Genomic DNA, 26,819 nt, shown 5'->3' on the forward strand with positions numbered 1-26,819 from the left:
TGCAGGAAGTAGGGGTAAATGTCACATAAACAGCCAATACGGACTTTTTGAATAGCTGTTTAGAATAGTGCTATAGCTTGGAGATGTTTTAACCATGCCTTGGAAAGGTGTCACGTTGTCCATAAGGGACAAGCCACCAAGGGACCATTCCTCTGCATTTGCGGTATACCTTTAATTATCCCTCTGTAGTTGTAATGAATGTCTTTATGCCTCGCCCTCTAACAATGCATATCTGAATATGATCAGAATGTCTCACGTCTTACTCCCTTTTCCTTAAATTAGCCCTGGATCTGGCGATCAATCTCCTCATTGGACGGGAAGATCTGGCCGCTCTGGAGCGGCCGGCGACGGTGCAAGGTTGGTATAAATAGCAACGGCGGGGAGATCCGCCGTTTTGTTAGCTGCCGCGCACGTCTGATTAGGCTTCGCTAATCGAACCCAGGGCCCTCAAAGAGCAGCGAATGCTATTGCGGCGACGGGTTCAGCCTGATTTATTCGAGCCATAACGACGACTACCACCAGTGGTAATGCCAGCCAATTTATCCTGGCTGGCATTATTTTTTGCGCCTCTGTCGTGACATGCGGTTGTGGTCTCGCTATCGCACAACGAAAAAACGCGGTTAATACGCGATGGTCACCCTGTTGCGTCCTTCGTGCTTGGCGCGATAGAGCGCCTGGTCGGCCCTGGTCAGCGCGGTGTGTATGCCTTTGTTTACTGCCAGCTCATCAGGGGTCATCTGGGTAAGGCCAAAGCTCGCAGTAAAGTGGATCTGCTGGCCATTGTATTCCACCGCCTGAGCGGCGAAGCTGGCGCGGATGCGCTCCGCTACCTCGCTTGCAACCTCAAGTTCGGTCTGTGCCATGGCCACGACAAACTCCTCTCCGCCAAAGCGGGCTGCGATATCGCTGCCTCGCAGCAGGCCTTGCAATACATGGCCTACGCACCTGAGCACCGCATCGCCGCCATCATGGCCGTAGCTGTCGTTGACCTTCTTGAAGAAATCCAGATCCAGTGTCATGACACAGAGAGGTTGCCGGTGACGCTGCGCCAGGCTACAGGTGCCTTGGGCCCATTCGTCGAAGCGGCGCCGATTGGCTAGGCCAGTAAGAGGATCCTGGCGCGCCTCTTGGGCAAGGCGCGCGCGCTGCACGAAAATGATTCGCATGTGTCTCAGCAGGCACCACTGCAGGGCGGCCATGAAGATCACCGCCAAGCTGGTCCAGAAAACCTGGAGGTACCAGCCATGCAGCATGTCACGCTTGGCCATGCCCACCGCCAGTATCCATTTACCTTCGTTCAAGTTGAGGAATACCCCCAGGCGGGGGATGCCATCCACCGGTGAGAGGTAGTGATGCGCCTGGGCCGTATCGCTGGCGTAGTTCATCAGAGGCAAGAGTCGATCGTCGGGATGGGAGATGACTGAACCAGCCCCAGCCCCCATGCGGGCGAGCTGAACGGCTGTGTTGCGATCCAGCACGGCCATGGCACCACCTGGGCCAAGATCCAGGCCGCTGTGCTCCATTTTCCGGAACATCTTCTCCATGGCGCTGGAATTGAAGTAACCGGCGACGCCACCCAGATAGCGCCCCTGTGGGTCGCGGATGGCCCGGTACATCACGAAGCCCATGATGCCTGGATCGAGTCCGTGGCTCTGCCAGTAAATCAGACTCTCGGTGATCTCCTGGCTGCGCAGATCCTTGAACAGCAGCCGATCCCGGAAGCTTGCCTTGGCGAGTGTCGATGCGCTCAGTGCTTGCTCGAGTGGAAACACGCTGCTCTTGGCAACGAAATCACCGTTTGCATCGAAGATGATCACGGCGTCCAGCCAGTCCCGTTTCAGTTCCCGAACTAAAAAAGGTTCGACCTTGTCGAGTGTGACTGTGTGGTTCAGCAGTATGGCGTTACCGATGACGCGTACCTGATAACGAAGCGCATCCATGCTGGTCTCAAACTGCTGAGCCTCCAATAACGCCGTGTTGCGCAGGATGCGGGCGGTATTGTCTTCGATACGGTTGCGTTGATACACCAGGTGGCCAACGAAGAGGGAGGCCAGCAGGAGAATGAACAGCAGCAACAAGCCGCGTTGTGCAGTCAGGCTGAAGTTGCTCAGGACATAGTCGAGGATTTTGCGTAGTGAAAACCTTGATGGGAGATCTTTGCCGTCACTGGCGCGGGGTTTAACGGGGACATTCACGGCGGTATCGTGTGTCGTCTGGTCTTTCATCTCTACCTGCCTAGCAGTAAATCAGAGGGTGTTCTTTGGCCGTTGGTGTCGCTCGGCCAAGGTGGTGGCGAGCTTATCCCAATGCTGATCACGCCTTGTTTATTCGTTGATGTGCTGTTGGTGTATCCGAAGGGCTGGTGAGCAGAGCGTGATCGGGCGTTCGAGAGGCATTGCAGATATCAGAGCCAAGAGCCTTGGCTGCTGATGACTCTTTTATCATCAAGGTGGAATGTTGACCATGACATATATCAAGTGCCGGGCACAATGGCTTCTATAAACAGGCCAGCACACTGGAGCTTTCCCCTGTAATTCACCATAAACCCTAGCCCATAAGGCCCCTCGGTACGCTGCGATAACGCAGTTAATCGAGGGGCCTTTTATGTTGCCTGATACCTACCCCATAGCTCTTGCCTGGTTGCTTCGCCCCGATGTGGAAGGGGGCGAGGTCAATCACCCGGCCGGCATCCAACAGCATGGGTGTTGGGCTTATCGACAGCAGGATAAACGGATCGGGTTTTACCGAATGCGTGTTGCCTGAGAGACCATGAAAAAGGCCCGCCTGAGGGGCGGGCCTGTGGCTATCGGGGTCGGGGCGCTATCAGGCTTGGGTGCCGTCGATCACCAGCTTGCCATCCTTGACCGGGATGGTGGTGCCCGGTGCCTTGTTCATGCGGATGATGCCTTCCTGACCGGCGAGGCGGTAGGTGACGTCATAACCCAGGGTGCGGGTGCTGCTGTCCTGCACCGTCTTGCAGCGCTGCTCCTGGGTGGTGTAGGTGTCATTGGCCTGCCGGTTGGCCTGTGCCTGGCCGCCGGCATAGCCACCGGCCACGGCGCCGGCGACGGTCGCCACCTTCTTGCCGTTGCCACCGCCAAACTGGTTGCCGATGGCGCCGCCGATCGCCGCCCCGACCAGTTTGCCGGCGACCCTGTGCTCATCCTGCACCGGTTGCTGGTGGGTGACGGTGACGTTATGGCATTCCTGTCTCGGGGTCTTGATGGTCTCGGTCACCGGCTTGCTGGACAGCACCTCGGCAAACTGGGGCTCGGAGGAAAACATGGATCCGCTGGCGACGGCCGACAGCGCCAATGCGGAGGCGATGCCGACGCCGATACCTGCCAACATGGATTTGTTCATCTCACTCTCTCTACTGTTCGATTGGTCAATTGCGGCTATTGTTGGCGCTTTGCCGTCGCGGCTCAAGGGAAGGGCCCGTCCGTTGCGACAGCGGCTGACGACAGCAACCGCCGACTCGCCGACGCTGTGTCTGCAATCGGCGACAAGGGGGAGGTGAGGGATCACTGGGCGGGCGAGGGTCGTCGGCCACCAATGAGTGCCGGCCATAAATTAGAAAGGCCCGCCGGAGGGGCGGGCCTGTTGCTATCGGGGGCAGTGGCGCTATCAGCCTTGCGCGTCGTCGATCACCAGCTTGCCATCCTTGACCGGGATGGTGGCGCCCGGCGCCTTGTTCATGCGGATGATGCCCTCCTGACCGGCGAGGCGGTAGGTGACGTCATAGCCCAGGGTGCGGGTGCTGCTGTCCTGCACCGTCTTGCAGCGTTGCTCCTGGGTGGTGTAGATGTCCCCGGCCTGCATGTTGCCCTGCACCTGGTTACCGGCATAGCCACCGGCCACGGCACCGGCGGCGGTGGCCACCTTCTTGCCGCTGCCACCGCCAAACTGGTTGCCGAGCACGCCGCCGAGGGCCGCGCCGACCACAGTGCCCAGGATCTTGTGCTCATCCTGCACCGGCTTGCGGTGGGTGACGGTGACGTTGCGACACTCCTGTCTGGGGGTCTTGATGGTCTCGGTCACCGGCTTGCTGGCCAGCACCTCGGCAAACTGGGGCTGGGATGAAAACAGGGATCCGCTGGCCGCCGCCGACAATGCCAGCGCTGAGGCGATACCGATCCCGACACCTGCCAACATGGATTTGTTCATTTTGAGTTCTCCTGAAATGCATCCTCTGATGCTCATCACGCTTGCGGTCATCTTGGCAGAACGCCGTGGCGGCACAAGCCGATGGCCATGCAGGCACGACAATCCCTGACTTCACCAAAACACCCGGTGCCGACCAGGTGTCTGACTTTGGCGACAACAACGGAAGATGGGTGGGCAATTGCTTGAAACGTATGGGCAAGACGATGAAGATGAAAGCCCCCGCAGGCGGGGGCATTGCTGTAGGGCGGGAGCAGGCTCAGATCATCATGACCTGCACCACCAGCATCAGGGCGCCAAAGCCCAGCACGAAACCCACCATGGGCAGCACGAACCTGACCCACTGGTTGAACTGGATGCCGAGCATCTGCAGGGTGACCAGCACCAGCCCGGTGGGCGCCAGGAACAGCATGGCGTATTGCCCCCAGTTGTAGGCCGACACCACTATATAACGTGGGATCATCACGGTATCGGCGAGCGGCGCCATGATGGGCATGGAGAGCACCGCCAGCCCGGAGGAGGAGGGCACCACCAGTCCCAGCAGGGTGAATACCAGCATCTCGGAGACCGCGAACACGGCGCCGTCCATGCCGGAAACCAGCTCGGAGGCGTAAGCCAGTATGGTGTCCGAGATCATCCCCTGATCCAGCACCAGGTTGACCCCGCGCGCCAGGCCGATGATGAGCGACACCGCCACTAGCTCGGAGGCGCCCTGGGTGAAGGCCTCCACCGCCTCTTTCTCCTTCAGGCCCGAGATGAAGATGATGATGATGGCAATGGTGAGGAAGGAGGCAGCCATCTGCGGGAACCACCAGCCGGCCATGGAGACGCCCCACACCATCAGCGGGAAGGCGAGGATGAACAGGGTCAGGATGATCTTGCGGCGCAGGGTGAAAGGCACCCCTTCTTCCAGAGCGCCCCCTTTCAGGAAGCGGGCACGGAAGCTGTCTCTGTCCTCATAGGTATAGGAGAAGGCCGGGTTGGCCTTGATCTTCTTGCAGTACCAATGGAGGTAGGCGATGACCACCAGGGTGCCCACCAGGCAGCCGACGGCGCGAAAGCCCAGCCCCTCGGTGAAGGGGATGCCGGCCGCATTGGAGGCGATCACCACCGAGAAGGGGTTGATGGTGGAGAAGGTGGTGCCCATGGAGGCGGCGAGGAAGATGGCGCCGACGCAGACGATGGAGTCATAGCCCAGCGCCAGAAAGATGGGCACCAGTATGGGATAGAAGGCGACCGCCTCTTCCTCCAGCCCGCAGGTGGTGCCCCCCAGCGCCATCACCAAGCAGACCAGGGCCACGAACATGAACTCGTTGCCCCGGGTCTTGCGCGACAGCGCCACCAGACCGGCATTGAAGGCACCGGTCTTGTTGATGACGCCGATCAGCCCGCCGAGCACCAGGATGAAGACGATGATGTCCGCCCCCTCTATGGTGCCCTTGACCATGTTGACCGCCACGTCGGCGAGCCCCTTGGGCGATTGGGCCAGCCGCTCGTAGGTGCCGGGAATGGCGATGGGTTGGCGTATGGTGCCGCTGGTGAATTGCTCCACCCCGATATTGATGTTGAGTTTTTCCAGTTCGGCCTGGGTGGCCGGCACCCGGCTTATTTCGCCTTGTGGACTATTCACCATCAAAGTGGCGCTGGTCGGGCTATAAGAGAGTTTTGAGTAGGCGCCCGCCGGTATTATCCAGGTGAGGGCGATGGCCAGCAGCATGATCAGAAACAGAATGGTAAAAGCGGTGGGAAATTGTCTGCGTGAGTGCGTATTCGGCTCGGCACACATAAAATGCTCCTTGATAAAGCAGGTTTGGGCTCGGCGGAATATCGGGTCGATAGGGTTCCATCGTCATAGCAAGCTGTGCGCATCTCTACTGCCGATGACGCACTCTCTGGCGAGAAATCTGGCCTGATATTGAACATCCGGTAGATTGTTTCACTGAGCAACCATAACGCCCTGAGGTGAGCATGAATACAGAAGGGCGCCTGCTTTATGGGGTGGCTCACAAAATATATTTCCTTGGGCATGGTCGTCTGTGACCATTAAGTTCTGCCTTCCCCATTCAAATAAGTCATAACTATTTCCTGGTTTTTGATGGATATAAATAACAACAAATGCCCATGTGGTAAATATGTCATAGGGAGCGTATGGGCAGCACGGTCAATGCATATTGTTTGGGGGTTTATTCTGACCGTAAATATATGAGGCGGCGTCACCCCGGATATCATGAAAATACATGCACCCGGATCCGATGTCGGGCGGCGCTCATCGGCGCCCTGTGCCCGCGGCTCACTAAGACGTTTTGCTAATACCTGCCGCCGGTGGCCCCTGATACGCTGCCATTCCCATCAGAAACCCGCCACCGCATGATGCCCGGCGCGGTTTCCCGGCCGCGGTGCGGCCACGGCATGTCACCCGCTTTGTGCCACATATGAGGAAGGAACCCGATGACAGAGCAGAACATCTATGAGATTGGCCTCGACCAGAGCGCCGCCAATTTCGAGGCCCTGACCCCCTTGAGTTTTCTGACGCGGGCGGCCCGGGTTTATCCCGACTATCCGGCGCTGATCCACGGCCCCCTCAGCCGCACCTGGGCCGAGACCGAGGCTCGTTGTCGCCGGCTCGCCTCCGCCCTGCGCCGGCACGGGATAGGCGAGGGGGACACGGTCTCCATCGTAGCGCCCAATATTCCGGAAATGTTAGAGGCCCACTTCGGGGTGCCCATGAGCGGCGCCGTGCTCAACACCATCAACACCCGGCTCGATGCCGAGTCCATGGCCTTCATCTTCCGGCATGCCCAGAGCAAGGTGCTGCTGGTGGACAGGGAGTTTGGCGCCGTGGTCGGCAAGGCGCTGGCCCTGCTCGACGCCGCGCCGCTGCTCATCGCCATCGACGATCCCCTCTATCAGCAGGGAGCGCTGGTAAGCGAGCTCGACTACGAGGCCTTCATCGCCACGGGCGATGGGGAGGAGCCCGGCTGGCTGCCGAGGGACGAGTGGCAGGCGATCTCCCTCAACTACACCTCGGGCACCACCGGCAATCCCAAGGGGGTGGTTTATCACCATCGCGGGGCCCACCTCAATGCCATCAACAACGTGCTCTCCTGGGAGATGCCCAAGCATCCCGTCTATCTGTGGACCCTGCCGATGTTCCACTGCAACGGCTGGTGCTTCCCCTGGACGATGGCGGCCACAGCCGGGGTGAGTGTCTGCCTGCGCCATGTGCAGGCGGGCGCCATCTATGAGGCCCTTCATACCCACAAGGTGAGCCACTTCTGTGCGGCCCCCATAGTGCTCAACATGCTCAATAACGCCGACGAGGCGCTCAAGCAGGGGCTGGATCACCCCATCAAGGTGATGACGGCCGGCGCGGCGCCACCGGCCACGGTGATCGCCGGCATGGAGGCGATGGGGATAGCGGTGACTCACACCTATGGCTTGACCGAGACCTATGGCCCCTGTGTGGTGTGCGAGCCCCAGCGCAACTGGCAGGGGCAGGATGCCACCGTCCTGTCGCGGCTCAAGGCGCGCCAGGGGGTGGCCTCACCGCTGCAGGGGGAGATGCGGGTCGCCAATCCCGTCAGCGGCGAGCCGGTGCCCCAGGATGGCAAGACCCTGGGGGAGATCTTCCTGCGCGGCAATGTGGTGATGAAGGGCTATCTCAAGAATCCCGCGGCCAGCGAGGAGGCGATGGCGGAAGGCTGGTTCCGCAGCGGCGATCTGGCGGTCTGGCACCCGGACGGCTACGTGGAGATCAAGGACAGATCCAAGGACATCATCATCTCGGGCGGGGAGAACATCTCCAGCCTGGAGGTGGAGGATGTGCTCTATCGCCATCCCGACGTGGACGAGGCGGCGGTGATCGCCATGCCCGATGAGAAGTGGGGGGAGGTGCCCTGCGCCTTCGTCAAGCTCAAGGAAGGCAGGGAGTTGAGCCAGGCGGAGCTGATCGCGTTCTGCCGCGAGCAGATGGCCCACTTCAAGGCCCCCAAGCGCATCATCTTCACCCCGCTGCCCAAGACCTCCACCGGCAAGGTGCAAAAATACGTGCTGCGCCAGCAGCTGGAGTGAGGCTGGTTTGCCATCAAAAACGGGCCCAGGGGCCCGTTTTTTTATCGTCGGTGCAAAGCCCGCGGCGGGCCATTGTAGCGCGGTCAGCAGGCGCTCTGCTGGGGGGAGGCAATATAGGATAAGGGACCTGTCATCCCCGAGCCGATCGGCGGGGGGATTTACCGCCCTTGATGCGCTTGCTCAGCTCCTCACACAGGCCGGTGATGAAGTAATAAAGCCCTCCCTCCTCGGTGGCCTTGGTGTATTGCGTCAAGGGTTCGATCATGCCGCTGCGAAAGGTGTCGAGGGCCTCGCGATCGTTGTCTGCCTCGATGTAATCCCCCACCACCTCGAAGCCCTGCTCAAGCAGTTGCGCCTTGGCGGGCAAGAAGGAGGGGGATGACATCAGCAGGAAGGTGACGCTGGCGGGATCTTGTCCCAGGCGGAAGAACTGGTATTTGCTCATAGGGCCTCTGGCGATGGACTGTGCCGCGCCATTATCCATGGGGGCACTCCCGCTGGGCAGGCCCCATGTGCGGCGCCAAAAGGGGCCTTTGTTCAGACTCGCTTCAGTCAGCGCCTTGGCGGTTTGCCCTTGCCAAACAGCCGGGGGGCATGGAGCAGCGTATAAACAAAAGCCCCGGTGGCTGTGAAGCCGCCATAGGGGCGGCTGGGATCGGCCATGTTGAGCCGATGGGATTCGGCCGCCGCGCGGGCATCGGCGGCCAGTATGGGTTCGCCGATGACCTCGAATCCCTGTGCCAGCAAGACGGCCTTGTCTGCCAGAAAGCTGGCCGACGCCATGTCGAGCAAGGTGAAGGCGGCGGGTGCCGCCGGGGTGGAGAAAACCTGAAATTTGTTCATTGAGCCTGACTTGGGGAGATGAGGGCGGTTCGCCATTATCGCCGCCAACTCAGGGGAGCGCGACTCCCTGTACAGGGGGCTGGATCATGTTCGGGGCCTGTCCTGGCACGCCAGCCCGCTCAGGCGAACGGAGCTAATCCCCGAGAAATAGGCTTGAAAGGCGTCAATCCTCCCACGAGGAGGGTGGTGACGCTGGTGCATAAAAAAACGGGCCAGCGGGCCCGTTTTTTTATATCAGTTCAAAGACTACTTGTTGTGGCGCTCATACAGCCGTTGCACCACATCCTTCAATCCCAGCCCTTCGTTTTGCAGCAGCACTGTCAGGTGGTAGAGCTGGGTCAACATGGATTCGTTGATCACTTGTTGTGGCGCTCATGGAGACGCTGCACCACGTCTTGCAGGCCGAGGCCTTCGTTTTGCAGCAACACGGTGAGGTGATAGAGCAGGTCGGCGGATTCGTTGATGAGCTCCTCCCGATCCTTGGCCATGGCGGCAAGCGCCACCTCTACCCCTTCTTCACCGACCTTCTGGGCGATGCGCTTGGTACCCTTGCCGTAGAGGCTGGCGGTGTAGCTGGTAGCCGGGTCTGCCCCCTTGCGCGCCGCCAGGATCTGCTCGAGCTCGGCGAGGAAGCCGAGCGGCGGCAGCGGGTGACCGTCGAAGCAGGAGGGGGTGCCCAGGTGGCAGGTGGGGCCGACCGGATCGGCGGCGACCAGCAGGGAGTCCTGATCGCAGTCGGTGCTGATGGCGACCAGCTTGAGCACATGGCCCGAGCTCTCCCCCTTGGTCCAGAGGCGCTGCTTGCTGCGGCTGAAGAAGGTGACCTGGCCGGTGGCCTGGGTCTTCTCCAGGGCTTCGCGGGTCATGAAGCCCTGCATCAGCACCTCGCCGCTGGCGGCATGCTGGACGATGGCGGGGATCATGCCATCACATTTGGCCCAGTCCAGGCGCTCGATGAGCGGGACCTGGTTCATAACATCTTGATTACTCACGGATGGCGACTCCTTCGTTTTTCAGCCAGCGTTTCAATTCGGGAATGGGGATAAGGCCCTTGTGGAACACTGAGGCGGCGAGGGCCCCGTCCACATCGGCCTGGGTGAAGGCATCGAGAAAATGCGCCATGGTGCCGGCACCGCCGGAGGCGATGAGGGGCACCTTGCACAGGGCCCGCACCAGTTTCAGCTGTTCGAGATCATAGCCCTGGCGCATGCCGTCCTGATTCATCACGTTCAGCACGATTTCCCCCGCGCCGCGGGCCTGCACCTCCTTGACCCACTCCAGGGTGGTCCAGGCGGTGGTGCGGGTGCGACTCTCGTCGCCGGTAAACTGCTTGACCTGATACTGGCCGCTCTGCGCGTCGAAGTAGGAGTCGATGCCCACCACCACGCACTGCACGCCGAAGCGCTCGGCCAGCCGGCTGATCAGGCTGGGATCGGCCAGGGCCGGGGAGTTGATGGAGACCTTGTCGGCACCAAACTCCAGGATCTGGCGCGCATCTTCCACGCTCTTGATGCCGCCGGCGACGCAGAACGGGATGTCGATGACTTCCGCCACCCGGCTCACCCAGCTCTTGTCCACCACCCGGGCATCGCTCGAGGCGGTGATGTCATAGAACACCAGCTCGTCGGCGCCCTCCTCGGCGTAGCGGCGGGCCAGTTCGACTATGCCCCCCATGACTTCGTGATTTCGAAATTGCACTCCCTTGACCACCACGCCGTCTTTGACGTCGAGACAGGGGATAATACGCTTTGACAACATGCTCGTTGCTCCATGTAAAGCACGGTTAACAAATCGATTCGGCCAGCTGACGCTGGCGTTCTCGCGATCCTGGATAAAGGGGGTTGGCATGGTGCAACCGCAGGCCCCATCTGGCGAAGTGGCAAGGCCGGCCGCGGCGGGAGAGCCCACACTATAAGCATGAGTGAGTACCCCGATCCAACCCTTTCTCCGCTATTCCTCAATGCCGGGTGATGGCGCCGGATCCCTCCGAGTGGAAGGCCAGCAGGCCGTCTTCTGTCTGTTTCAGTCCCCTGACGGTGAGCAGGGCACCGTCGAAATCGAATCCTTGCAGCTGCTGTGCCAGCAGGGTGCCCCGCTCGCCGAGACCGGTGAGCAGGGCGCCGGCATGTTGCTCGAACAGCGTGATGGCGGCGGTGTCGCTCTGGGCCAGCAAGGCCTCCAGCTGGCGCAACAACTGCTGTTGCCAGTGGCTGCTCGGCAGGGGGGAGGCGGCATCCTCCGGCTCGTCCTCGCTGCCCAGCCGGTTTGCCAGCTCGACCAGATCCCGGCCAATGCCGCCGATCAGGGCGGCCAGCAGATCCTCTTCGCCGGCCCTCAGGACCCGCTCCAGCTGCAGTCCCTGCTCGGCCAGACTGGTCAGGCCCAGGGTCGCGGCGGCGCCGCGCAGGCTATGGGCCAGCCCCAGGGCCCCGGCGTGATCGCCCTCGGCCAGGCACCCGGCCAGGCGCTCGGTGTCGCCCTGATGCTGGACCGCGAAGAAGCGCAGCAGCCTGAGGTACTTCTGTTGATCCCCCTGCAGCGCCGCCAGCCCCTGCGCCATATCCCAGCCGGGCAGCTCCTGCAGACGGGCGAGGGGAGGAGACAGGTGTTCGACCTGACGGCTGGGGGCCTGCGACGGGGCGCCCGCCGGCAGCCACATCCGCAGTGCCTCGAACAGCCTGGCGGGGGTCACGGGCTTGGTGATGAAGTCGTTCATGCCGGCGCTCTCGCAGGCCTTCCTGTCCTCCTCGAACGCGCTGGCGGTGAGCGCCAGTATGGGCACCTGATCCTGACCCGGCAGGGCCCGGATGGCGCGGGTGGCGCTGTAGCCATCCATCAACGGCATCTGAATGTCCATCAGGATGAGATCGAACGACTGGTCGCGGATCTTGTCCAGCGCCTCCAGGCCGTTGACTGCCGTCTCTATGGTGAGGCCGCTGCCGGTGAGCAGCTCGGTGATCACCTCGCGGTTGATGGCGTTGTCCTCCACCAGCAGCAGGCGCGCCGGGTGGGGGGAGAAGAAGGGTTGCTTGGGCTGACTCGGCAGCACCGCCGGCAGGGGGATGCTCTTGCCCGGGGCGAGCTGGGCGGTGAACCAGAAGCAGCTGCCCTTGCCGGGGGTGCTGTCGACCCCGACCTCACCCCCCATCAGCCTGGCCAGCCGGCTGGTGATGGCGAGCCCGAGGCCGGTGCCGCCGTACTTGCGGGTGGTGGAGACATCGGCCTGCTCGAAGGCCTGGAACAGCTTCTCGCGCTGGAACTCGGTGATGCCGATGCCGCTGTCCTCTACCTCGAAGCGCAGCAGATAGCCGCTGACCAGCTTGCGCAGCATCCGCACCCTCAGGGTGATGGTGCCCGTATCGGTGAACTTGATGGCATTGCCGGCATAGTTGAGCAGGGCCTGGCGCAGCCGGGTGATGTCGCCGTTGAGCCAGACCGGGGTGCCGCCGAGATCGACCTGAATGTCGAGCCCCTTGGCACTAGCCTGCTCGTCCATCAGGGCGCAGACGTTATCCAACATGGCGACGAGGGAGAAGTCGTGGCATTCCAGCACCATCTTGCCCGCGTCTATCTTGGAGAGATCCAGGATGTCGTTGATCAGGGTGAGCAGGTGCTGGGCCGCGTTGTCTATCTTCTCCAGCCGATTGTGCTGGGCGATCTCCTTGGCATCCCGCTTGAGCAGGTAGGTGAGGCCCAGGATGGCATTCATGGGGGTGCGGATCTCGTGGCTCATGTTGGCGAGGAAGGCGCTCTTGGCCTGGTTGGCGCTTTCGGCGCGCTGATGGGCCTGCGCCAGTTGCTGGGTGCGCTCGCTGACCATTTCCTCCAGGTGGAAGCGGTACTGATCCAGCTCCTCCCCGAGCTGCTTCTTCTCGGTGATGTCGGCCTGCACCGTCACGAAGTGCGTCACCTGGGCATGCTCCCGTCGAATGGGGGAGACGGAGGCCATCACCTGATAGTGGGAACCATCCTTGCGCCTGTTGGTGAACTCCCCGTGCCAGCGCTGGCCCTGCTTGAGGGCATCCCGCAGGGCGACATGGGTGGCCGGCGGGGTGAGGCCGGAGTCGAACAGCTGGGGGGGCTGCCCCAGCACCTCCTCCTCCTGGTAGCCGCTGGCAGCCAGGAAGGCGGCGTTGACATATTCGATGCAGGATGCCGTGTTGGTGATGAAGATCCCGTCCGGGCTCTGCTCCAGGGCCAGCGACAGCTGCCGCAGTTGCTGCTCGGCCAGCTTGCGCTCGGTGATGTCCTGCACTGTGCCATACAGCTCCACGATGGCGCCGCCGTCGTCCCGTATGGCGGCGCCACGGGCGATGATCCAGACGGCTTCCCCGCCGGGGGTGACGACTTCGGCATCGCACTCATAGGGGGTGCCATATTGCAGGCAGCGATCCACGGCCTCGCTCAGGGTGAGCCATGCCGCCTCGGTGAAATAGTCCTTCACCTCGGGATAGACGGCGGGGGGGAGCGCCGGATCCCGGCCATAGATGCGAAAGATCTCCGGGGACCAGTAGTGGGTATCCTGGGCGATGTGCCAGCGCCAGTTGCCGATCTTGGCCAGCCGCTGGGATTCGCGCAGGATCACCTCGTTCCGGCGCAGGGCCGCCTCGGTCTCCTTGCGCTGCTGGTGGTCCTCGATGATGGAGATGAAGTAGTCCGGCTTTCCCTGGGGATCCTTGACCAGAGTGGTCGTCAGGGTGATCCAGAATGCCTCGCCCCCCTTGCGCAGGTAGCGCTTCTCCAGGGCGTAGTGCTGGCGCTCGCCGGCCAGCACCTGATCGACATAGCTCTGATCGATGAAGAGGTCGTCCGGGTGGGTGATCTGCTGAAAACTCATCTCCATCAGCTCATCGGCTCGGTAGCCCACCATGTCGCACAGCCGCTGATTGACCCGCAGCCAGCGCCCCGTGGGGGAGACCAGGGCGATGCCGACGGCGGCCTGCTCGAAGGTGGCCTGGAAACGCTTCTCGCTCTGCTGCAGTCGGGACTGGGTGTTCAGCAGCTCCTGCCAGCGCTGGTTCTCCCGGGTGCGGGAGCGGTGCATGGCCGCGCTCAGCAGGCTGATGAGGCAACCGTTGGCGATGAGCAGACCCCACTGCACCTGATCCTGCCCGCTGGCGATGAACAGCTCATAGCGTGGCGGCAGGAGCAGATAGGCGGTCATCAGGGCCACGCTGAGGGTGCTGATGAGCCCCGGCAGCAGCCCTCCCAGCAGGGCGCAGATGATGATGGGCAGCATGAAGAGCACCAGCAGCGGCCGCTCCTCGACGGGAATGGGCAGCTGGAGCCGGATCAGCAAGACGAACAGGGGCATCAGTATGGCCAGCAGGCAGGCGCCTATCCGTTGATGCCTATCCAGAGGGAATGACCACTTCATGGGGCAGGCTCCGCAGGTAGCTTGGGGATCTCGGGGGATTGGGGGCATTGTCCAGGCCGGATGGCGAGGAGATGCCGCCGCAGGGGGGATACAGGCATCCTGAGCGGGAGACGCTTAATCATGGGGCACCTCGTGATCGTCCCGGTAGCGCTCGGCGATGGCGATGAACTGCTCGAACTGTTCGTCGAAGGCGGCCACCACGTCCGGATCGAAGTGCAGCCCGCAGCCCTCGAGGATCAGGCTGCGCGCCTGCTGGTACGACATGGCGGGCTTGTAGACCCGGGCGCTGATGAGGGCGTCGAACACATCGGCCAGCGCCATCAGACGGGCCGACACCGGGATCGCATCGCCGTTCAACCCGTCCGGATAGCCGCTGCCGTCCCACTTCTCGTGGTGCCAGTGCGCTATCTCCTTGGCCAGGGTGAGGAAGGCCAGCGGCTGCTCTATGTCGCGCTCCGCCTCCTCGATGGCGTCGCTGCCGAGCTTGGCATGGGTGCGCATGACGGGCCACTCCTCGGGGGTCAGCTTGCCCGGCTTGAGCAGGATCTGGTCCGGGATCCCCACCTTGCCGATGTCGTGCAGGGGGGCCGAGCGGCTCAGCAGCTCTATGTAGGCGGGGGTCAGGGTGTCGGTGAAGCGGGGGTGGCTCGCCAGACCGATGGCGAGCTGGCGCACATAGAGCTGGGTGCGCAGGATGTGATTGCCGGTCTCGGGATCCCGGATCTCCGCCAGATGGGCGAGGGCGCGGATGGAGGCCTGCTGGATCAGATCATTTTCCGTCATGCGCCTCGCCACCTCGGCCTCCAGCAGCGCGTTCTGGCTTTGCAGCCCATCCCGTGCCTGCTTGGCCTCCAGCTGGGTGCGTACACGGGCCTGGACGATGGCGGGGTTGATGGGCTTGGTGATGTAATCGGTGGCGCCGAGGGCCAGCCCCTGCTCCTCGCTGCGAGGATCGGAGAGGGCGGTGAGCAGCACCACGGGAATGGAACTGGTGGAGGGATCTGACTGCAGCCTTCGCAGTACCTCGTAACCGTCCATGTCCGGCATCATCACGTCCAGCAGGATCAGATCCGGCCGGGCCGAGCCGGTGGCAATGCGCAGGCACTTCTCGCCCCCCTGGGCGGCCAGCACACGGTAGGTGGGGGTGAGCAGATCGGTCAGTACCATCAAATTCTCGGGTGCATCGTCGACGATCAGGATGGTGGCGGCTTGGGCTGTGAACATGGCGCCTCCGCGACGCAAATGGGTCAGTCGAGTATAGAGTCGATTGTCACTAAGGGATAAATGATGGCTCAGACTCGACGGCGCGCCAGTCGTGAGCCCGCGGGCAGCGGGCTCACGTTGCCTTCGCTCAGCGGCTGCTGGCCTCGTCGGCCCAGCAGGCGATGGCATCACCCGCCGAGAACTTGCCCTCCAACAGGGCGCGGCCGAGGATGATCCCCTTGACGCCGGAGCCCTTGAGCGCCTCTATGTCCTGCAGGCCGCCGATGCCACCGGAGGCCTGGAACGCCACGCTGGGGAAGCGGGCGCAGAGATCCTGGTAGAGTGCGACGTTGCAGCCCTGGAGGGTGCCGTCGCGGCTGATGTCGGTGCAGAGCACATGCCTGAGGCCGGCGGGGAGGAAGCGCTCGATCAGTGCTTCGATGGTCACCCCGCTGTTCTCCTGCCAGCCCGCCACCGCGATCTGGCGATTGCCTTGCGGGTCTATGTTGACGTCCAGCGCCAGCACTATCTGCTCGGGACCGTATTTCTCCATCCAGCTCGCCACCAGCTCGGGGGACTTGACGGCGGTGGAGCCGATCACCACCCGATTGGCCCCGGCGGCCAGCAGATCGGCCACGTCCTGTTCGGTGCGCACGCCGCCGCCCACCTGCACCGGCGCCTCGGTGGCCGACAGCAGCTGGGTGATGAGGGCGAGCTGGCGCGCCTTGGCATCCTTGGCGCCGTCCAGATCCACCAGGTGCAGCTGCAGCGCCCCCTGGGTCACATACTCATCGAAGCGCGCCTGGGGGCTGCTGCTGTATTCGGTCTTCTGGCCGTAGTCGCCCTGGTAGAGGCGAACGACCTGGCCGTTAATCAAATCAATGGCGGGAATGATCATCCTTGTCACAGCTCCAGAAAGTTTTGTAGCAAACGGGCCCCGGCCGCACCGGAACGTTCCGGGTGGAACTGGGCGCCGAAGAAGTTGTCTTGCCCCACTATGGCGGTGAAGGGGGTGCCATAGTCGCAGCTGGCCAGGGTCGCCGCCGTCACCTCCAGGGCATAGGAGTGGACGAAATAGAAGTAGCTGCCGCTGGGGATGCCTCTGAGCAGCGGGTGAGTTTCATCGTGCTCGATCTGGTTCCAGCCCATGTGGGGCAGGCGCAGGTTGCCCACCTCCATTAGCCGGATCCGGCCCGGTACTATGCCGAGGCAGTCGATCAAGCCCTCACCCGGCTTTTCACTGCCACACATGGTCTCCTCGGAGGCCTGTGCCAGCATCTGCATGCCGAGGCAGAAGCCCAGCAGCGGCTGGCGGGCGGCGCGGATCAGTGGCACCAGGTTGCGCTCGTTGAGGTTGCGCATGGCGGCGACCGCGGTGCCGACCCCGGGCAGGATCAGCTTGTCCGCCCGCTCGATATCGGCCGCGTCGCGGCTCACCAGCGGCGTGACGCCGAGGCGCTCGAACGCCATCCGCACCGAGGCCAGGTTGGCGCAGCCGGTGTCGATGATCACCAGTTTCTGATTGCTCATCGGGTACGCCTCCCCATGGATGTCTGCGAGCTTGGCACCATCAAGGCATCATCGGTGATAACGAGGTTCTGGTTAGCCATCACAGCACCCCCTTGCTGGAGGGCAGCTCGCTCCCTTCCACCCGGATAGCCTGGCGCAGGGCGCGACCGAAGCCCTTGAACAGGGCCTCCACCTGATGGTGGGTGTTGCCGCTGCCGACCTTCATCTGCAGGGTGATGGCCATGGCGTCCGACAGGGAGCGGAAGAAGTGGGGCACCATCTCGGTGGCCATCTCGCCCACGCTGTCGCGGCCAAAGCCGCTCGGGCAGTCGAACACGAAGTAGGGGCGACCGCTCAGATCCAGCGCGGTGGCTACGTCCAGCTCGGTGAGGGAGGGGGCGTCAGCACTCTGACGAGGGCGGCCATCGATCACCGCCTGCACCTCGTCCATCGCCAGCACGAAGCCGAAGCGGCCGATGCCGCGCTTGTCACCCAGCGCCTGGCGCAGGGCCTGACCGAGCGCCAGCCCTACATCTTCCACCGTGTGGTGATCGTCGATGTGCAGATCGCCGCTCACCTTGAGCCTGAGCCTGAAACCGGCGTGGGTGGCGATCTGATCCAGCATGTGATCGAAGAAGCCGATGCCGGTGGCGATCTGGTTGCCACCGCTCTTGTCGAGATCCACCGCCACCTGGATGCGGGTCTCCTTGGTGTAGCGCTCCACCTCGGCGACGCGGCCCTTGGACAGTAGCTGATCACGGATGGCGAGCCAGTCGTGATCCTGCGGCTGGTAGCGGATGCCACGGATGCCCATGTTCTCGGCAAGCTGCAGATCGGTCTGCCGGTCGCCTATCACGAAGGAGTTGGCAAAATCGATGCGACCCGAGGCGAGATACTCCTTCACCAGCCCGAGGTTCGGCTTGCGGCAGCTGCAACCGTCGGTGGGGAAGTGGGGGCAGATCAGCACCCGCTCCCAGTGAACCCCCTGGGATTCGAACAGGTGCATCATCAGATCCTGGGGCGGCTGGAAGTTCTCCAGCGGCAGGCTGGCAGTGCCCAGCCCATCCTGGTTGGTCACCATCACCAGCACATAGCCGGCGGCCTGCAGCTCGCGCAGCACCGGGATCACCATGGGCTCGAAGTGCAGCTTGGCGAGGCTGTCCACCTGCTTGTCGGTCACCGGCTCTTCGATCAGGGTGCCGTCGCGGTCGATAAACAAAAACGGGGTCTTCATGGGTTACATCCTTATAAACGAGGGGCGGGCAGATCGCGCAACACGGCGAGCACGGCGTCCATCTCACCCCGGTAACCTATGGTGATGCGGATGCTGTTTTCGAGGCCCGGCTTGGTGGAGAAATCCCGCAAGATGATGCCAGCGGCCTTCATGGCGGCAAACACGGCGGCGCCATCGGTGAAGCGCACCAGCACGAAATTGCCCTTGTCCTCGAAGATCTCGCGCACACAGGGCAGCGCCGCCAGCTCGGCCTTGATGAGGGCCTTCTGCAGGTTGAGCTCAGCCACCCGCTCCTGCATCAGTTCCAGCCCCATGGGGCTGAGGGCCTGGGCCGCGATCTGGGCGATGGGCTCGGGGATGGGGTAGGGGGCTATCACCTTGGTCAGCATGGCGATGACGTCGGGATTGGCCAGGGTGAAGCCGCAGCGGATCCCCGCCAGGGCGAAGGCCTTGGAGAGGGTGCGGGTCACCACCAGGTTGGGGAAGCGTGCCAGCAGATCCACCACCGATGCCTCAGGGCAGAACTCGATGTAGGCCTCGTCCACTACGATGATGGCGCGATCCTTTGCCTTCTCCAGCAGGGCGATGAGGCCGCCGCGGCCCACCAGATCCCCGGTGGGGTTGTTGGGGGAGCAGAGAAAGACCAGCTTCACATCGGACAGGCGATCGGCGATGGCGGGCCAGTCCGGCTGGCGGCTGGCCGTCAACGGCAGCTCGACTATGCCCACGCCGCAGGTCTCGGCGCTGATGGCGTACATGCCGTAGGTGGGCGGGCAGATGAGGATCTGATCCTGACCCGCCTCGCAGAAGGTACGGATCAGCAGCTCGATGGCCTCGTCGGCCCCCCGGCTCACCAGCACCTGCTCCGGTTCTACCCCGGCATAGGCGGCATAACCGTTCACCACCGCGGCCGGCTGGCACTCTGGATAGCGGTTGAGGCGGCTGCCCTCGATGGTGAAGGGGTAGGCCAGCGGCGCCTCGTTGGCGTTGAGCCAGACGTGGCCGTTGCCGCCGATGCGGCGGGCGGATTGATAGGGGGTGAGGGCCCGCACCACGCGGCGAGCCAGGTTGGCGATGCTCATGACAAATCCTTCTGCGGCTTACTTTTTTGAGAGGCGCCGGCGAGGGCGTTCAACCTCAGGGTGACGGCGTTCTTGTGGGCATCGAGCCCCTCGGCCTGGGCGATGCGCTGGACGATGGGGCCCAGGCCTGCGATGCCCTCGGCGCTCAACTCCTGCACAGTGTAGCGGCGCTGGTAATCGGCCAACCCCAGGCTGGAGCAGGTGCGGGCATAGCCGTAGGTGGGCAGGGTGTGATTGGTGCCGCTGGCGTAATCCCCCACCGACTCCGGTGTCCACTGACCGAGGAAGATGGAGCCGGCGTTCTCGAGCCGGTCCAGCAGATCCCGCGGCGCCTTGGTCTGCACTATCAAATGCTCGGGGGCATAGGCGTTGGAGATGGCGCAGGCCTCATCCAGGTCGTCGCACAGGATCACCAGGCTGGCCCCCAGCGCCTTGGCGGCGATGTCGCGCCGGCTGAGCAGGGCGAGCTGGCTTTTGATTTCCCCTGCGATGGCATCGGCCAGCAGCGGCGAGGTGGTGACCAGCACCACCTGACTGTCCGGGCCGTGCTCAGCCTGGGAGAGCAAGTCTGCCGCCACGAAGGCGGGGTTGGCGCTCTCGTCGGCGATGACCAGCACCTCGGAGGGGCCGGCCGGCATGTCGATGGTGGCGCCGCGCCAGTCTCGGGAGACCTGGCCCTTGGCCTCGGTCACATAGGCGTTGCCCGGGCCGAAGATCTTGTCCACCTTGGGAATGCTCTGGGTGCCATAGGCCATGGCGGCGATGGCCTGGGCGCCGCCGATGGCGAACACCTTCTCCACACCGCAGGCGCGGGCGGCAAACAGGATCTCGTCGCTGGCGGGGGACGGGGTGCAGAGCACCCGCTCCCGGCAGCCGGCGATGGCGGCCGGAATGGCCAGCATCATCACGGTGGAGGGGAGCGGGGCGCTGCCCCCCGGCACATAGAGGCCGACCCGGTTGATGGGCTGGGTGCGCAGCTCGCACAGCACGCCGGGCTGGGTCTCGACCCGGATCACCGGCTGTGCCTGGGCGGCGTGGAAGGTGCGGATATTGGTGATGGCGGCGTTGATGGCGGCCTTGATATCGTCATCCAGGCGCGCGCAGGCGGCCTCAATCTCGGCCTCACTGACCCGCAACTGCTCGCGGGGGGCGCGCTCGAAACGCAGGCTGAGCTCTTGCAGGGCCTCGTCGCCCCGGCTGCGCACGGCACCGATGATCTCCTTCACCACGGCGCCGATGTCGGCCTCGTCGCCAAGGGCGGGCCGGGTCAGCACGTCGGCCTGCTGGGCGGGGGAGAGGGTCTTCCAGATCAGGGTCTGCATGGTGTCCCCTCCTTATTCCATCATCTTCTCGATGGGCAGCACCAGAATGGAGCTGGCACCGAGGGCCTTGAGCTGTTCCATGGTCTCCCAGAACAGGGTTTCGCTGGATACCACGTGCAGCGCCACCTGATTGGTGTCACCGGCCAGCTGCATGATGGTCGGGCGCTCGGCGCCGGGCAGCAGATCGGTGATGGCGGCCAGCTTGTCTTTCGGGGCGTGCAGCATGATGTACTTGCTCTCGCGCGCCTGCTGCATGCCCTGGATGCGGGGCAGCAGCTTGTCGATGATGGCCTGCTTGGCGTCGTTCAGCGGATTCGGCGCCTGCACCAGCACCGCCTTGGAGCGGTAGATCACCTCCACCTCTTTCAGGCCGTTGGCCTCCAGGGTCGCGCCGGTGGAGACCAGATCGCAGATGGCGTCGGCCAGGCCGGCGCGCGGCGCCACTTCCACCGAGCCACCCAGCATCACGCTCTTGAAGCTCAAGCCCTGCTCGTCGAAGAAACGCTTGAGCAGACCGGGGTAGGAGGTGGCGATACGCTTGCCCGCCAGGCTGGCGGGGCCCTGATACTCCACGTCATCGGGAATGGCGAGGGAGAGACGGCAGCCGCCGAAGTCGAGCTGTTTGAGGGTCTTGACCGCGAAAGACTGACCCTGAGCGGCGCGGATGAGCTGCACCTCTTCGAGTACGTTCTCGCCTATGATGCCAAGATCGACCACCCCTTCCATCACCAGGCCCGGGATGTCGTCATCGCGCACCCGCAGGATGTCGATGGGCATGTTCTCCACGTGGGCGATGAGGCGCTGCTCGCGCAGGTTGATCTTGAGGCCGCAGCTCTTGAACAGGGCCTGGGAGTCCTGGCTCAGGCGACCGGACTTTTGCATGGCGATGCGTAGACGTTGTGTTTCCATTGCTCGATTTCCTTCTAGTCAAAAACGAAAAAACCCTCGGAAGTGTGTGCTTCCGAGGGTTTATGAATCTTGCGGTCCTTTTGGAAGTCACCAGTTAAGTGTCTTCCAGCAGTCAACCTCCTGAAAGACTAGTCGGGATGATGATGGTGATGATGAGTCTTCAGCAGGGTGAACTTCATGTAATCAATCCTTTACAAATAAGATGTCGTAGTTGACGCCTGATTTAAACTACCTGCCTTGACAGAAAATGCAACCTGAAATTGTGATTTGCCCGATTAAAGTGGAGAAAACGGTTTTCTGGTCGATAACTAAACAAGATAGCCTGAGGAGTGATCACTATGCCCAGCCAGGACCTGTTATTCCCCATCTTGCCGCGGGCACCGGCCGCGCCGAGCCCGGACGACATCAAGCGGGAGGTGACCCAGATCAGCCAGAAGCATAAGTTGCGCAAAACCAGCGCAGACGGCGAAGGCTCCCAGCCACGGCAGCAGCCTCAGTCGCAGGCAAAGCATGATCAGAAGGGGGCTAAGAGCGATGATCACAAACCCGATCCCGAGCATCGGATCGATCTCTTCGTCTGAGCCTGGTCAGCATTCCGCCTCTCCCGCCCAGAGGAAAGGCATCATGAGCGTCCCTAGGGGGAGACCCAGAGTCGGGATGAGATTTAGCGATCCCGCTTTCCCCGCTCTTTTGGCATAATGCCCGCTTTTGCGCGGGACACCCCTTTGACCATACAGACCCTGTTCAAGCCTGACGGCCCCCTGGCCAGCCACATCGATGGCTTCGTCGCCCGTGCGCCGCAACTGGCCATGGCCGAGGCGGTGGCCCGCGCCATCCAGAGTGGCGGGCGCCTGCTAGTGGAGGCGGGAACAGGGACGGGCAAGACCTATGCCTATCTGGTACCGGCGCTGGAGTCCGGCAAGCGGGTGGTGATCAGCACCGGCTCCAAGAATCTGCAGGAGCAGCTCTTCTACCGGGACTTGCCCACCATCACGGCGGCGCTCTCCTACACCCCGCCGGTGGCCCTGCTCAAGGGGCGCAGCAACTACCTGTGCATCGAGCGGATGAACCGCCTGCTTGGGGAGTCCCATCTGCAGAAGCCGGAGGTGTTGAGCGATCTGGTCAAGGTGAAGTCCTGGTCCACCGCCACCGAGACCGGCGATGTGGGGGACATTCCGGGGCTGCAGGAGAACGCCGAGATCCTCGCTCACGTCACCAGCACCAACGATAACTGCCTCGGTCGCGACTGCCCCTATTACGATGACTGCCACCTGGTGGTGGCCCGCCGCCGCGCCATGGATGCCCAGGTGGTGGTGATCAATCATCACCTCTTCTTCGCCGACATGGCGGTGAAAGACACCGGCTTCGGCGCGCTGGTGCCGGAGGCGCAGGTCTATGTGTTCGACGAGGCGCACCAGCTGCCGGAGATCGCCACCAACTACTTCGGCAAGTCGGTGGGCAGCCGCACCATCCTGGATCTGGCGCAGGACATCCAGCTCGCCTATCGCGCCGAGGCCCACGACATGGGGCAGCTCGGCAAGGCGGCGGACCGGCTCGCCATCGCCAGCCAGGATCTGCGCCTCGCCTTCGGGGTGGACGGCGGTCGTGGCAACACCCGCGACATGCTGCGTCTGCCGCTCTGGGCTCAGGCGCTGGCCCGGCTCAACGATGCGCTCGGGCTCTGCTACGAGGTGTTGAAGCTGGCGCTGGGACGTGGCGAGCAGCTGGATCATGCCTTCGAGCGGATCTGCGAGCTGCGCACCCGCCTCGGCGAGGTGCTGGCCATCAGCCAGACCGGCTTCTCCTACTGGTATGACTGCTCGCGGCTGCACTTCTCCCTCAATCTCACCCCCTTGTCGGTGGCCGAGCGATTTGGTGCCGAGGTGCTGCGCCCCGAGGTGGCCTGGGTGTTTACCTCGGCGACCCTGACGGTGGACAACCGCTTCGATCACTTCAAGACCGAGCTGGGGCTCGCCGGCAGCGCCGAGCTCATCCTCGACAGCCCGTTCGACTATGGGGAGCAGGCGCGGCTGTGCGTGCCCCGCTTCTTGCCCGAGCCCAATGCCTTCGGCCGGGGCGAGGCGCTGGCCCAGCTGATGATCCCGCTCATCAACAAGACGCCGGGAGGCTGTTTCTTCCTCTGCACCAGCCATCAGGTGATGCGGCAGGTGGCCGAGGTGCTGCGCCGGGAGATAGGCCGCACCGTGTTGCTGCAGGGGGAGGACAGCAAGCAGCGGCTGCTCAAGACCTTCGTGGAGAATGGCCGTGCCGTGCTGGTGGCCACCAGCAGCTTCTGGGAGGGGATAGACGTACGGGGGGCCGCGCTCTCCTGTGTTATCATCGACAAGCTGCCGTTTGCCAGCCCAGACGACCCGCTGCTCAAGGCGAGAGTCGATGATTGCAAGCTCAAGGGCGGCGATCCCTTCGCCGATATCCAGCTGCCCAAGGCGGTGATCGCCCTCAAGCAGGGGGTAGGGCGACTCATCCGTGATCGCACTGATCACGGTGTGCTGGTGATCTGTGATCCACGGATGGTCAACAAACCCTATGGCGCCACCTTCATCAAGAGCCTGCCCGCCATCCCCCGTACCCGGGAGCTGGCGACCCTGGGTAATTTCTTCGAGCGGGGGCGAGTGAGCCTGCCGGTGACGAGCCCTGTATCAGGGCGTAGGGTCCTAGGGCGCCTTCCTTAACCGGCCCAGGATTTGACTGAGTCACTGTGGCCTGCTTGGTAAAAAGAGACAGATTTGAACAACCGCCGAGCATTTGTTGCTTGCCGATTATGTAATTGACTGATTTTATAGAGATTAGAAAGCATGAACGAGTTGAAGATCCTGGCCGTTGATACCGCCACCGAAGCCTGCTCCGCCGCGCTGCTGGTGGGCGACAAGCTGTTCTCCCGCTGGGAAGAGGCGCCGCGGGATCACACCCGTAAAATCTTGCCCATGGTTCAGGCTGTGTTAGACGAGTCCGGACTATCGTTGGACCAACTCGATGCCATCGCCTTCGGTCGCGGTCCCGGCTCCTTCACCGGAGTGCGGATCGGGATCAGCGTGGCGCAGGGGCTGGCCTTCGGCGCCGGGGTACCGCTCATCGGCATCTCGACCCTGGCGGCCATGGCGCAGGGGGTCTATCGACTGGAGGGGGCAGATAGCGTGCTCAGTGCCATCGATGCGCGCATGAACGAAGTCTACTTCGGGCGCTATGAGCTGCAGGCAGGCTGCATGCAGTTGGTGGGCGAGGAGGTGGTGAGGGATCCGGCCCGGCTGGTGAGCGAGCTGACTGGCGAAGGCGTCTTGGCGGGCCGCTGGCTGGCGGTGGGCACAGGGTTCGAGACCTATGGCGAACAGCTCAATGGGCTGACCGAGGAGCTGGTTATCAGCCAGCAGGTGCGTTTCCCGGCGGCGCTGGACATGTTGCCGCTGGCGCGTGCCGCCTGGCTGGCCGGTGAGGCGGTGCCGGTGGAGCAGGCCAGCCCTGTCTATCTGCGTGACAAGGTGACCTGGAAGAAATTGCCGGGTCGCGAATAACATTGGACCACGGGCGAGTCGCCTTAGGATCCGGATGAGGAGAGGAGAATGATGAAACGCACGATCATGTTGGGGATGATGGGGCTGCTGCTCAGCGCGTGCAGCACAGTGCCCAAGGAGCTGGCCTATGAGCCGGCGGATCAGCTGGTGGCCTATCAACCTGCGTTGCAGGGCATGGATGGCAAGCCTGCCCGCTGGAGCGGGGTCATCTCGGCGGTACACAACGAGCAGGATCAGAGCGTCATCGAGGTCGTCTACCTGCCGCTCAAGGCCAACGGTGTGCCGGAGCAGACCGAGCAGAGCCCTGGCCGCTTCCTCGCCATCATGAAGGGCTTCGTCGATCCGACCCTGTATGCCAAGGGGCGCAGTCTGACGGTGCTCGGCACCCTGGCGGCGCCGGTGGACAGCCAGATCGGCAGCCACAAGTACCGCTTCTCGGTGCTCAAGGTGACCGCCAGCAAGCTGTGGCCACCGGTGAAGGAGGTGGAGATCCGCTACATGGATCCCTATTTCTACGACCCCTTCTATGATCCCTTCTGGCCGCGTCACCGCTTCTACCGCTGATGATGATGCGCGAGCGGTCCATCACCCTCGATGACGGGCGCCACATCGCTCTGCTGGACAATGATCAGCAGGGCAAGCCGCTGCTGATCGCCCTGCACGGCTGGCTCGACAACGGCGCCAGCTTCCTGCCCCTTGCCCCTCATCTCGCCGAATTTCATCTGATCTGCGTCGATCTGCCGGGGCACGGCCACTCGGATCACAAGTCGACCCCCTATGTCTTCGTCGACTGGCTGGACGATCTTTATCAGTTGAGTCAGGCCGCCGGCTGGTCGCGCTTCATGCTGCTCGGCCATTCCCTCGGGGCGCTCATTGCCAGTGCCTATGCGGGGGTCTTTCCCGAGCAGGTGACTCGGCTCGTCATGCTGGAGGGGCTGGGGCCCCTCAGCCAGCCCGATGAGGCGGTGCCGGCGCAGTTGCGTAAGGCGATCTTGAATCGCAGCCGCACCCGTGAGCGGGCCTCCAATGGTTTTTCCTCCCTGGATGAGGCGGTGGCCGCCCGTTGCAAGGTGGCGGATATTTCTGCCACGGCGGCGCGGCTCATCTGCGAGCGGCAGCTGATGGCGCGGGACGGGCGCTGGCATTGGCGCAGCGATCCGCGGCTGCGGGATCTGTCGCCGCTGCGCATGAGCGAGGGCCAGGCCCAGGCGCTGATCCGGGCCATCGCCTGCCCGGTGCTGTTCATCCGGGGGGAGCAGGGCTTTGCGACGCTTGTCGAGCAGTGGCAGCTGCGGGCGAGGGCCTTCGGGCAGATAGAGATGGCGGTGGTGGCAGGAAATCACCATTTCCACATGGAAAATTCAGTCCAAACCGCCGTTTATATCGAAAAATTCTGCCAGAGCCGTTAGAATCAGCGGCTTTACATCATTCCAGGTTTGCTTTCTCCCTCACACTTTCACCTTGTTAATTTGCTGTTAATCGATGTTGCCTTATGTAACTATGTGCGGCATTAGAGCATGAGCTTAAAACAGCTGATTGAAATGGATGTGAACAGGGACGGAGGCAACACAGTGA

Annotated in this window: 22 protein-coding genes and 1 other annotated feature; of the genes, 6 read left to right on the forward strand and 16 right to left on the reverse strand. The window is 62.9% G+C overall.

Annotated elements, in window-relative coordinates; translation table 11 throughout:
• Positions 1 to 620 precede the first annotated feature (620 nt).
• From KW825_RS10865 to KW825_RS10880, 4 genes are all read right to left on the reverse strand, one after another.
• Positions 621 to 2,225 (reverse strand): sensor domain-containing diguanylate cyclase, encoded by a 1,605-nt coding sequence (locus KW825_RS10865; RefSeq protein WP_218292123.1) that lies wholly within the window; start codon positions 2,223 to 2,225, stop codon positions 621 to 623.
• 598 nt (positions 2,226 to 2,823) lie between these two features.
• A complete protein-coding gene (locus tag KW825_RS10870; RefSeq protein ID WP_218292207.1) occupies positions 2,824 to 3,351 on the reverse strand; it encodes a glycine zipper 2TM domain-containing protein in 528 nt (175 codons plus the stop codon).
• A gap of 276 nt (positions 3,352 to 3,627) precedes the next feature.
• On the reverse strand, positions 3,628 to 4,167 hold the full coding sequence (locus KW825_RS10875) for a glycine zipper 2TM domain-containing protein (protein WP_218292122.1): 540 nt from the start codon (positions 4,165 to 4,167) through the stop codon (positions 3,628 to 3,630).
• A gap of 256 nt (positions 4,168 to 4,423) precedes the next feature.
• A complete protein-coding gene (locus tag KW825_RS10880) occupies positions 4,424 to 5,950 on the reverse strand; it encodes a YfcC family protein (protein ID WP_218329214.1) in 1,527 nt (508 codons plus the stop codon).
• Between the two features lie 662 nt (positions 5,951 to 6,612).
• Between KW825_RS10880 and KW825_RS10885 the strand changes: the two genes are divergently transcribed.
• Positions 6,613 to 8,235, forward strand: coding sequence for an acyl-CoA synthetase (locus KW825_RS10885; protein ID WP_218329215.1), 1,623 nt, complete (start codon positions 6,613 to 6,615; stop codon positions 8,233 to 8,235).
• A gap of 130 nt (positions 8,236 to 8,365) precedes the next feature.
• Here KW825_RS10885 and KW825_RS10890 read toward each other — a convergent pair whose 3' ends face one another.
• From KW825_RS10890 to hisG, 12 genes are all read right to left on the reverse strand, one after another.
• Positions 8,366 to 8,680, reverse strand: coding sequence for a hypothetical protein (locus KW825_RS10890; RefSeq protein ID WP_218292119.1), 315 nt, complete (start codon positions 8,678 to 8,680; stop codon positions 8,366 to 8,368).
• Positions 8,681 to 8,787: 107 nt separating this feature from the next.
• Positions 8,788 to 9,078 carry a hypothetical protein gene (locus tag KW825_RS10895; RefSeq protein ID WP_218329216.1) on the reverse strand — a complete coding sequence of 97 codons (291 nt, stop codon included), beginning with the start codon at positions 9,076 to 9,078 and terminating at the stop codon, positions 8,788 to 8,790.
• Between the two features lie 356 nt (positions 9,079 to 9,434).
• A complete protein-coding gene (gene hisIE, locus KW825_RS10900) occupies positions 9,435 to 10,070 on the reverse strand; it encodes a bifunctional phosphoribosyl-AMP cyclohydrolase/phosphoribosyl-ATP diphosphatase HisIE (protein WP_371315803.1) in 636 nt (211 codons plus the stop codon).
• The gene (hisF, locus tag KW825_RS10905) at positions 10,063 to 10,836 is read right to left on the reverse strand and encodes an imidazole glycerol phosphate synthase subunit HisF (protein ID WP_218291461.1); all 774 of its coding nucleotides are present in this window, start codon (positions 10,834 to 10,836) and stop codon (positions 10,063 to 10,065) included. The genes hisIE and hisF overlap by 8 nt, the downstream gene beginning before the upstream one ends.
• A gap of 199 nt (positions 10,837 to 11,035) precedes the next feature.
• The gene (locus tag KW825_RS10910; protein WP_218329217.1) at positions 11,036 to 14,455 is read right to left on the reverse strand and encodes a PAS domain S-box protein; all 3,420 of its coding nucleotides are present in this window, start codon (positions 14,453 to 14,455) and stop codon (positions 11,036 to 11,038) included.
• Between the two features lie 114 nt (positions 14,456 to 14,569).
• Positions 14,570 to 15,679, reverse strand: coding sequence for a two-component system response regulator (locus tag KW825_RS10915; RefSeq protein WP_042654820.1), 1,110 nt, complete (start codon positions 15,677 to 15,679; stop codon positions 14,570 to 14,572).
• 127 nt (positions 15,680 to 15,806) lie between these two features.
• A complete protein-coding gene (hisA, locus tag KW825_RS10920; RefSeq protein WP_042654819.1) occupies positions 15,807 to 16,556 on the reverse strand; it encodes a 1-(5-phosphoribosyl)-5-[(5-phosphoribosylamino)methylideneamino]imidazole-4-carboxamide isomerase in 750 nt (249 codons plus the stop codon).
• A 5-nt stretch (positions 16,557 to 16,561) separates the two neighbouring features.
• Complete coding sequence (gene hisH / locus KW825_RS10925) at positions 16,562 to 17,188, reverse strand: imidazole glycerol phosphate synthase subunit HisH (RefSeq protein ID WP_218329218.1); 627 nt, start codon at positions 17,186 to 17,188, stop codon at positions 16,562 to 16,564.
• 79 nt (positions 17,189 to 17,267) lie between these two features.
• On the reverse strand, positions 17,268 to 18,401 hold the full coding sequence (gene hisB, locus KW825_RS10930; RefSeq protein WP_218329219.1) for a bifunctional histidinol-phosphatase/imidazoleglycerol-phosphate dehydratase HisB: 1,134 nt from the start codon (positions 18,399 to 18,401) through the stop codon (positions 17,268 to 17,270).
• Positions 18,402 to 18,412: 11 nt separating this feature from the next.
• Positions 18,413 to 19,483: a histidinol-phosphate transaminase gene (gene hisC / locus KW825_RS10935; RefSeq protein ID WP_218329220.1), complete on the reverse strand. Its 1,071-nt coding sequence runs from the start codon at positions 19,481 to 19,483 to the stop codon at positions 18,413 to 18,415.
• The gene (gene hisD, locus KW825_RS10940; RefSeq protein ID WP_218329221.1) at positions 19,480 to 20,805 is read right to left on the reverse strand and encodes a histidinol dehydrogenase; all 1,326 of its coding nucleotides are present in this window, start codon (positions 20,803 to 20,805) and stop codon (positions 19,480 to 19,482) included. The genes hisC and hisD overlap by 4 nt, the downstream gene beginning before the upstream one ends.
• A 12-nt stretch (positions 20,806 to 20,817) precedes the next feature.
• On the reverse strand, positions 20,818 to 21,714 hold the full coding sequence (gene hisG / locus KW825_RS10945) for an ATP phosphoribosyltransferase (protein ID WP_218329222.1): 897 nt from the start codon (positions 21,712 to 21,714) through the stop codon (positions 20,818 to 20,820).
• A gap of 28 nt (positions 21,715 to 21,742) precedes the next feature.
• Positions 21,743 to 21,867: a sequence feature (His leader region), on the reverse strand.
• 185 nt (positions 21,868 to 22,052) lie between these two features.
• Between hisG and KW825_RS10950 the strand changes: the two genes are divergently transcribed.
• The 5 genes from KW825_RS10950 (at position 22,053) to KW825_RS10970 (ending at position 26,653) form a co-directional block, all read left to right on the forward strand.
• Positions 22,053 to 22,295 (forward strand): hypothetical protein, encoded by a 243-nt coding sequence (locus KW825_RS10950; protein ID WP_042654813.1) that lies wholly within the window; start codon positions 22,053 to 22,055, stop codon positions 22,293 to 22,295.
• 144 nt (positions 22,296 to 22,439) lie between these two features.
• Positions 22,440 to 24,407: an ATP-dependent DNA helicase gene (locus tag KW825_RS10955; RefSeq protein WP_256353835.1), complete on the forward strand. Its 1,968-nt coding sequence runs from the start codon at positions 22,440 to 22,442 to the stop codon at positions 24,405 to 24,407.
• Between the two features lie 123 nt (positions 24,408 to 24,530).
• Positions 24,531 to 25,244 (forward strand): tRNA (adenosine(37)-N6)-threonylcarbamoyltransferase complex dimerization subunit type 1 TsaB, encoded by a 714-nt coding sequence (gene tsaB / locus KW825_RS10960; protein ID WP_218329223.1) that lies wholly within the window; start codon positions 24,531 to 24,533, stop codon positions 25,242 to 25,244.
• A 48-nt stretch (positions 25,245 to 25,292) separates the two neighbouring features.
• The gene (locus KW825_RS10965; protein ID WP_042654810.1) at positions 25,293 to 25,808 is read left to right on the forward strand and encodes a Slp family lipoprotein; all 516 of its coding nucleotides are present in this window, start codon (positions 25,293 to 25,295) and stop codon (positions 25,806 to 25,808) included.
• A 2-nt stretch (positions 25,809 to 25,810) separates the two neighbouring features.
• A complete protein-coding gene (locus KW825_RS10970; RefSeq protein WP_371315804.1) occupies positions 25,811 to 26,653 on the forward strand; it encodes an alpha/beta fold hydrolase in 843 nt (280 codons plus the stop codon).
• The last annotated feature ends 166 nt before the right edge of the window (positions 26,654 to 26,819 follow it).

Source organism: Aeromonas sp. sif2433, assembly GCF_019218705.1.
GTDB classification, from domain to species: Bacteria; Pseudomonadota; Gammaproteobacteria; order Enterobacterales; family Aeromonadaceae; genus Aeromonas; species Aeromonas encheleia.

Coding starts and splice junctions, on each gene's coding strand:
- hisG (WP_218329222.1), bottom strand. CDS start 21,714: ATGGAAACACAACGTCTACGCATCGCCATGCAAAAGTCCGGTCGCCTG.
- hisF (WP_218291461.1), bottom strand. CDS start 10,836: ATGTTGTCAAAGCGTATTATCCCCTGTCTCGACGTCAAAGACGGCGTG.
- KW825_RS10875 (WP_218292122.1), bottom strand. CDS start 4,167: ATGAACAAATCCATGTTGGCAGGTGTCGGGATCGGTATCGCCTCAGCG.
- KW825_RS10870 (WP_218292207.1), bottom strand. CDS start 3,351: ATGTTGGCAGGTATCGGCGTCGGCATCGCCTCCGCATTGGCGCTGTCG.
- KW825_RS10965 (WP_042654810.1), top strand. CDS start 25,293: ATGATGAAACGCACGATCATGTTGGGGATGATGGGGCTGCTGCTCAGC.
- KW825_RS10880 (WP_218329214.1), bottom strand. CDS start 5,950: ATGTGTGCCGAGCCGAATACGCACTCACGCAGACAATTTCCCACCGCT.
- KW825_RS10865 (WP_218292123.1), bottom strand. CDS start 2,225: ATGAAAGACCAGACGACACACGATACCGCCGTGAATGTCCCCGTTAAA.
- KW825_RS10970 (WP_371315804.1), top strand. CDS start 25,811: ATGATGCGCGAGCGGTCCATCACCCTCGATGACGGGCGCCACATCGCT.
- KW825_RS10910 (WP_218329217.1), bottom strand. CDS start 14,455: ATGAAGTGGTCATTCCCTCTGGATAGGCATCAACGGATAGGCGCCTGC.
- hisH (WP_218329218.1), bottom strand. CDS start 17,188: ATGAGCAATCAGAAACTGGTGATCATCGACACCGGCTGCGCCAACCTG.
- hisD (WP_218329221.1), bottom strand. CDS start 20,805: ATGCAGACCCTGATCTGGAAGACCCTCTCCCCCGCCCAGCAGGCCGAC.
- KW825_RS10915 (WP_042654820.1), bottom strand. CDS start 15,679: ATGTTCACAGCCCAAGCCGCCACCATCCTGATCGTCGACGATGCACCC.
- hisC (WP_218329220.1), bottom strand. CDS start 19,483: ATGAGCATCGCCAACCTGGCTCGCCGCGTGGTGCGGGCCCTCACCCCC.
- KW825_RS10950 (WP_042654813.1), top strand. CDS start 22,053: ATGCCCAGCCAGGACCTGTTATTCCCCATCTTGCCGCGGGCACCGGCC.
- hisA (WP_042654819.1), bottom strand. CDS start 16,556: ATGATCATTCCCGCCATTGATTTGATTAACGGCCAGGTCGTTCGCCTC.
- KW825_RS10885 (WP_218329215.1), top strand. CDS start 6,613: ATGACAGAGCAGAACATCTATGAGATTGGCCTCGACCAGAGCGCCGCC.
- hisB (WP_218329219.1), bottom strand. CDS start 18,401: ATGAAGACCCCGTTTTTGTTTATCGACCGCGACGGCACCCTGATCGAA.
- tsaB (WP_218329223.1), top strand. CDS start 24,531: ATGAACGAGTTGAAGATCCTGGCCGTTGATACCGCCACCGAAGCCTGC.
- KW825_RS10895 (WP_218329216.1), bottom strand. CDS start 9,078: ATGAACAAATTTCAGGTTTTCTCCACCCCGGCGGCACCCGCCGCCTTC.
- KW825_RS10890 (WP_218292119.1), bottom strand. CDS start 8,680: ATGAGCAAATACCAGTTCTTCCGCCTGGGACAAGATCCCGCCAGCGTC.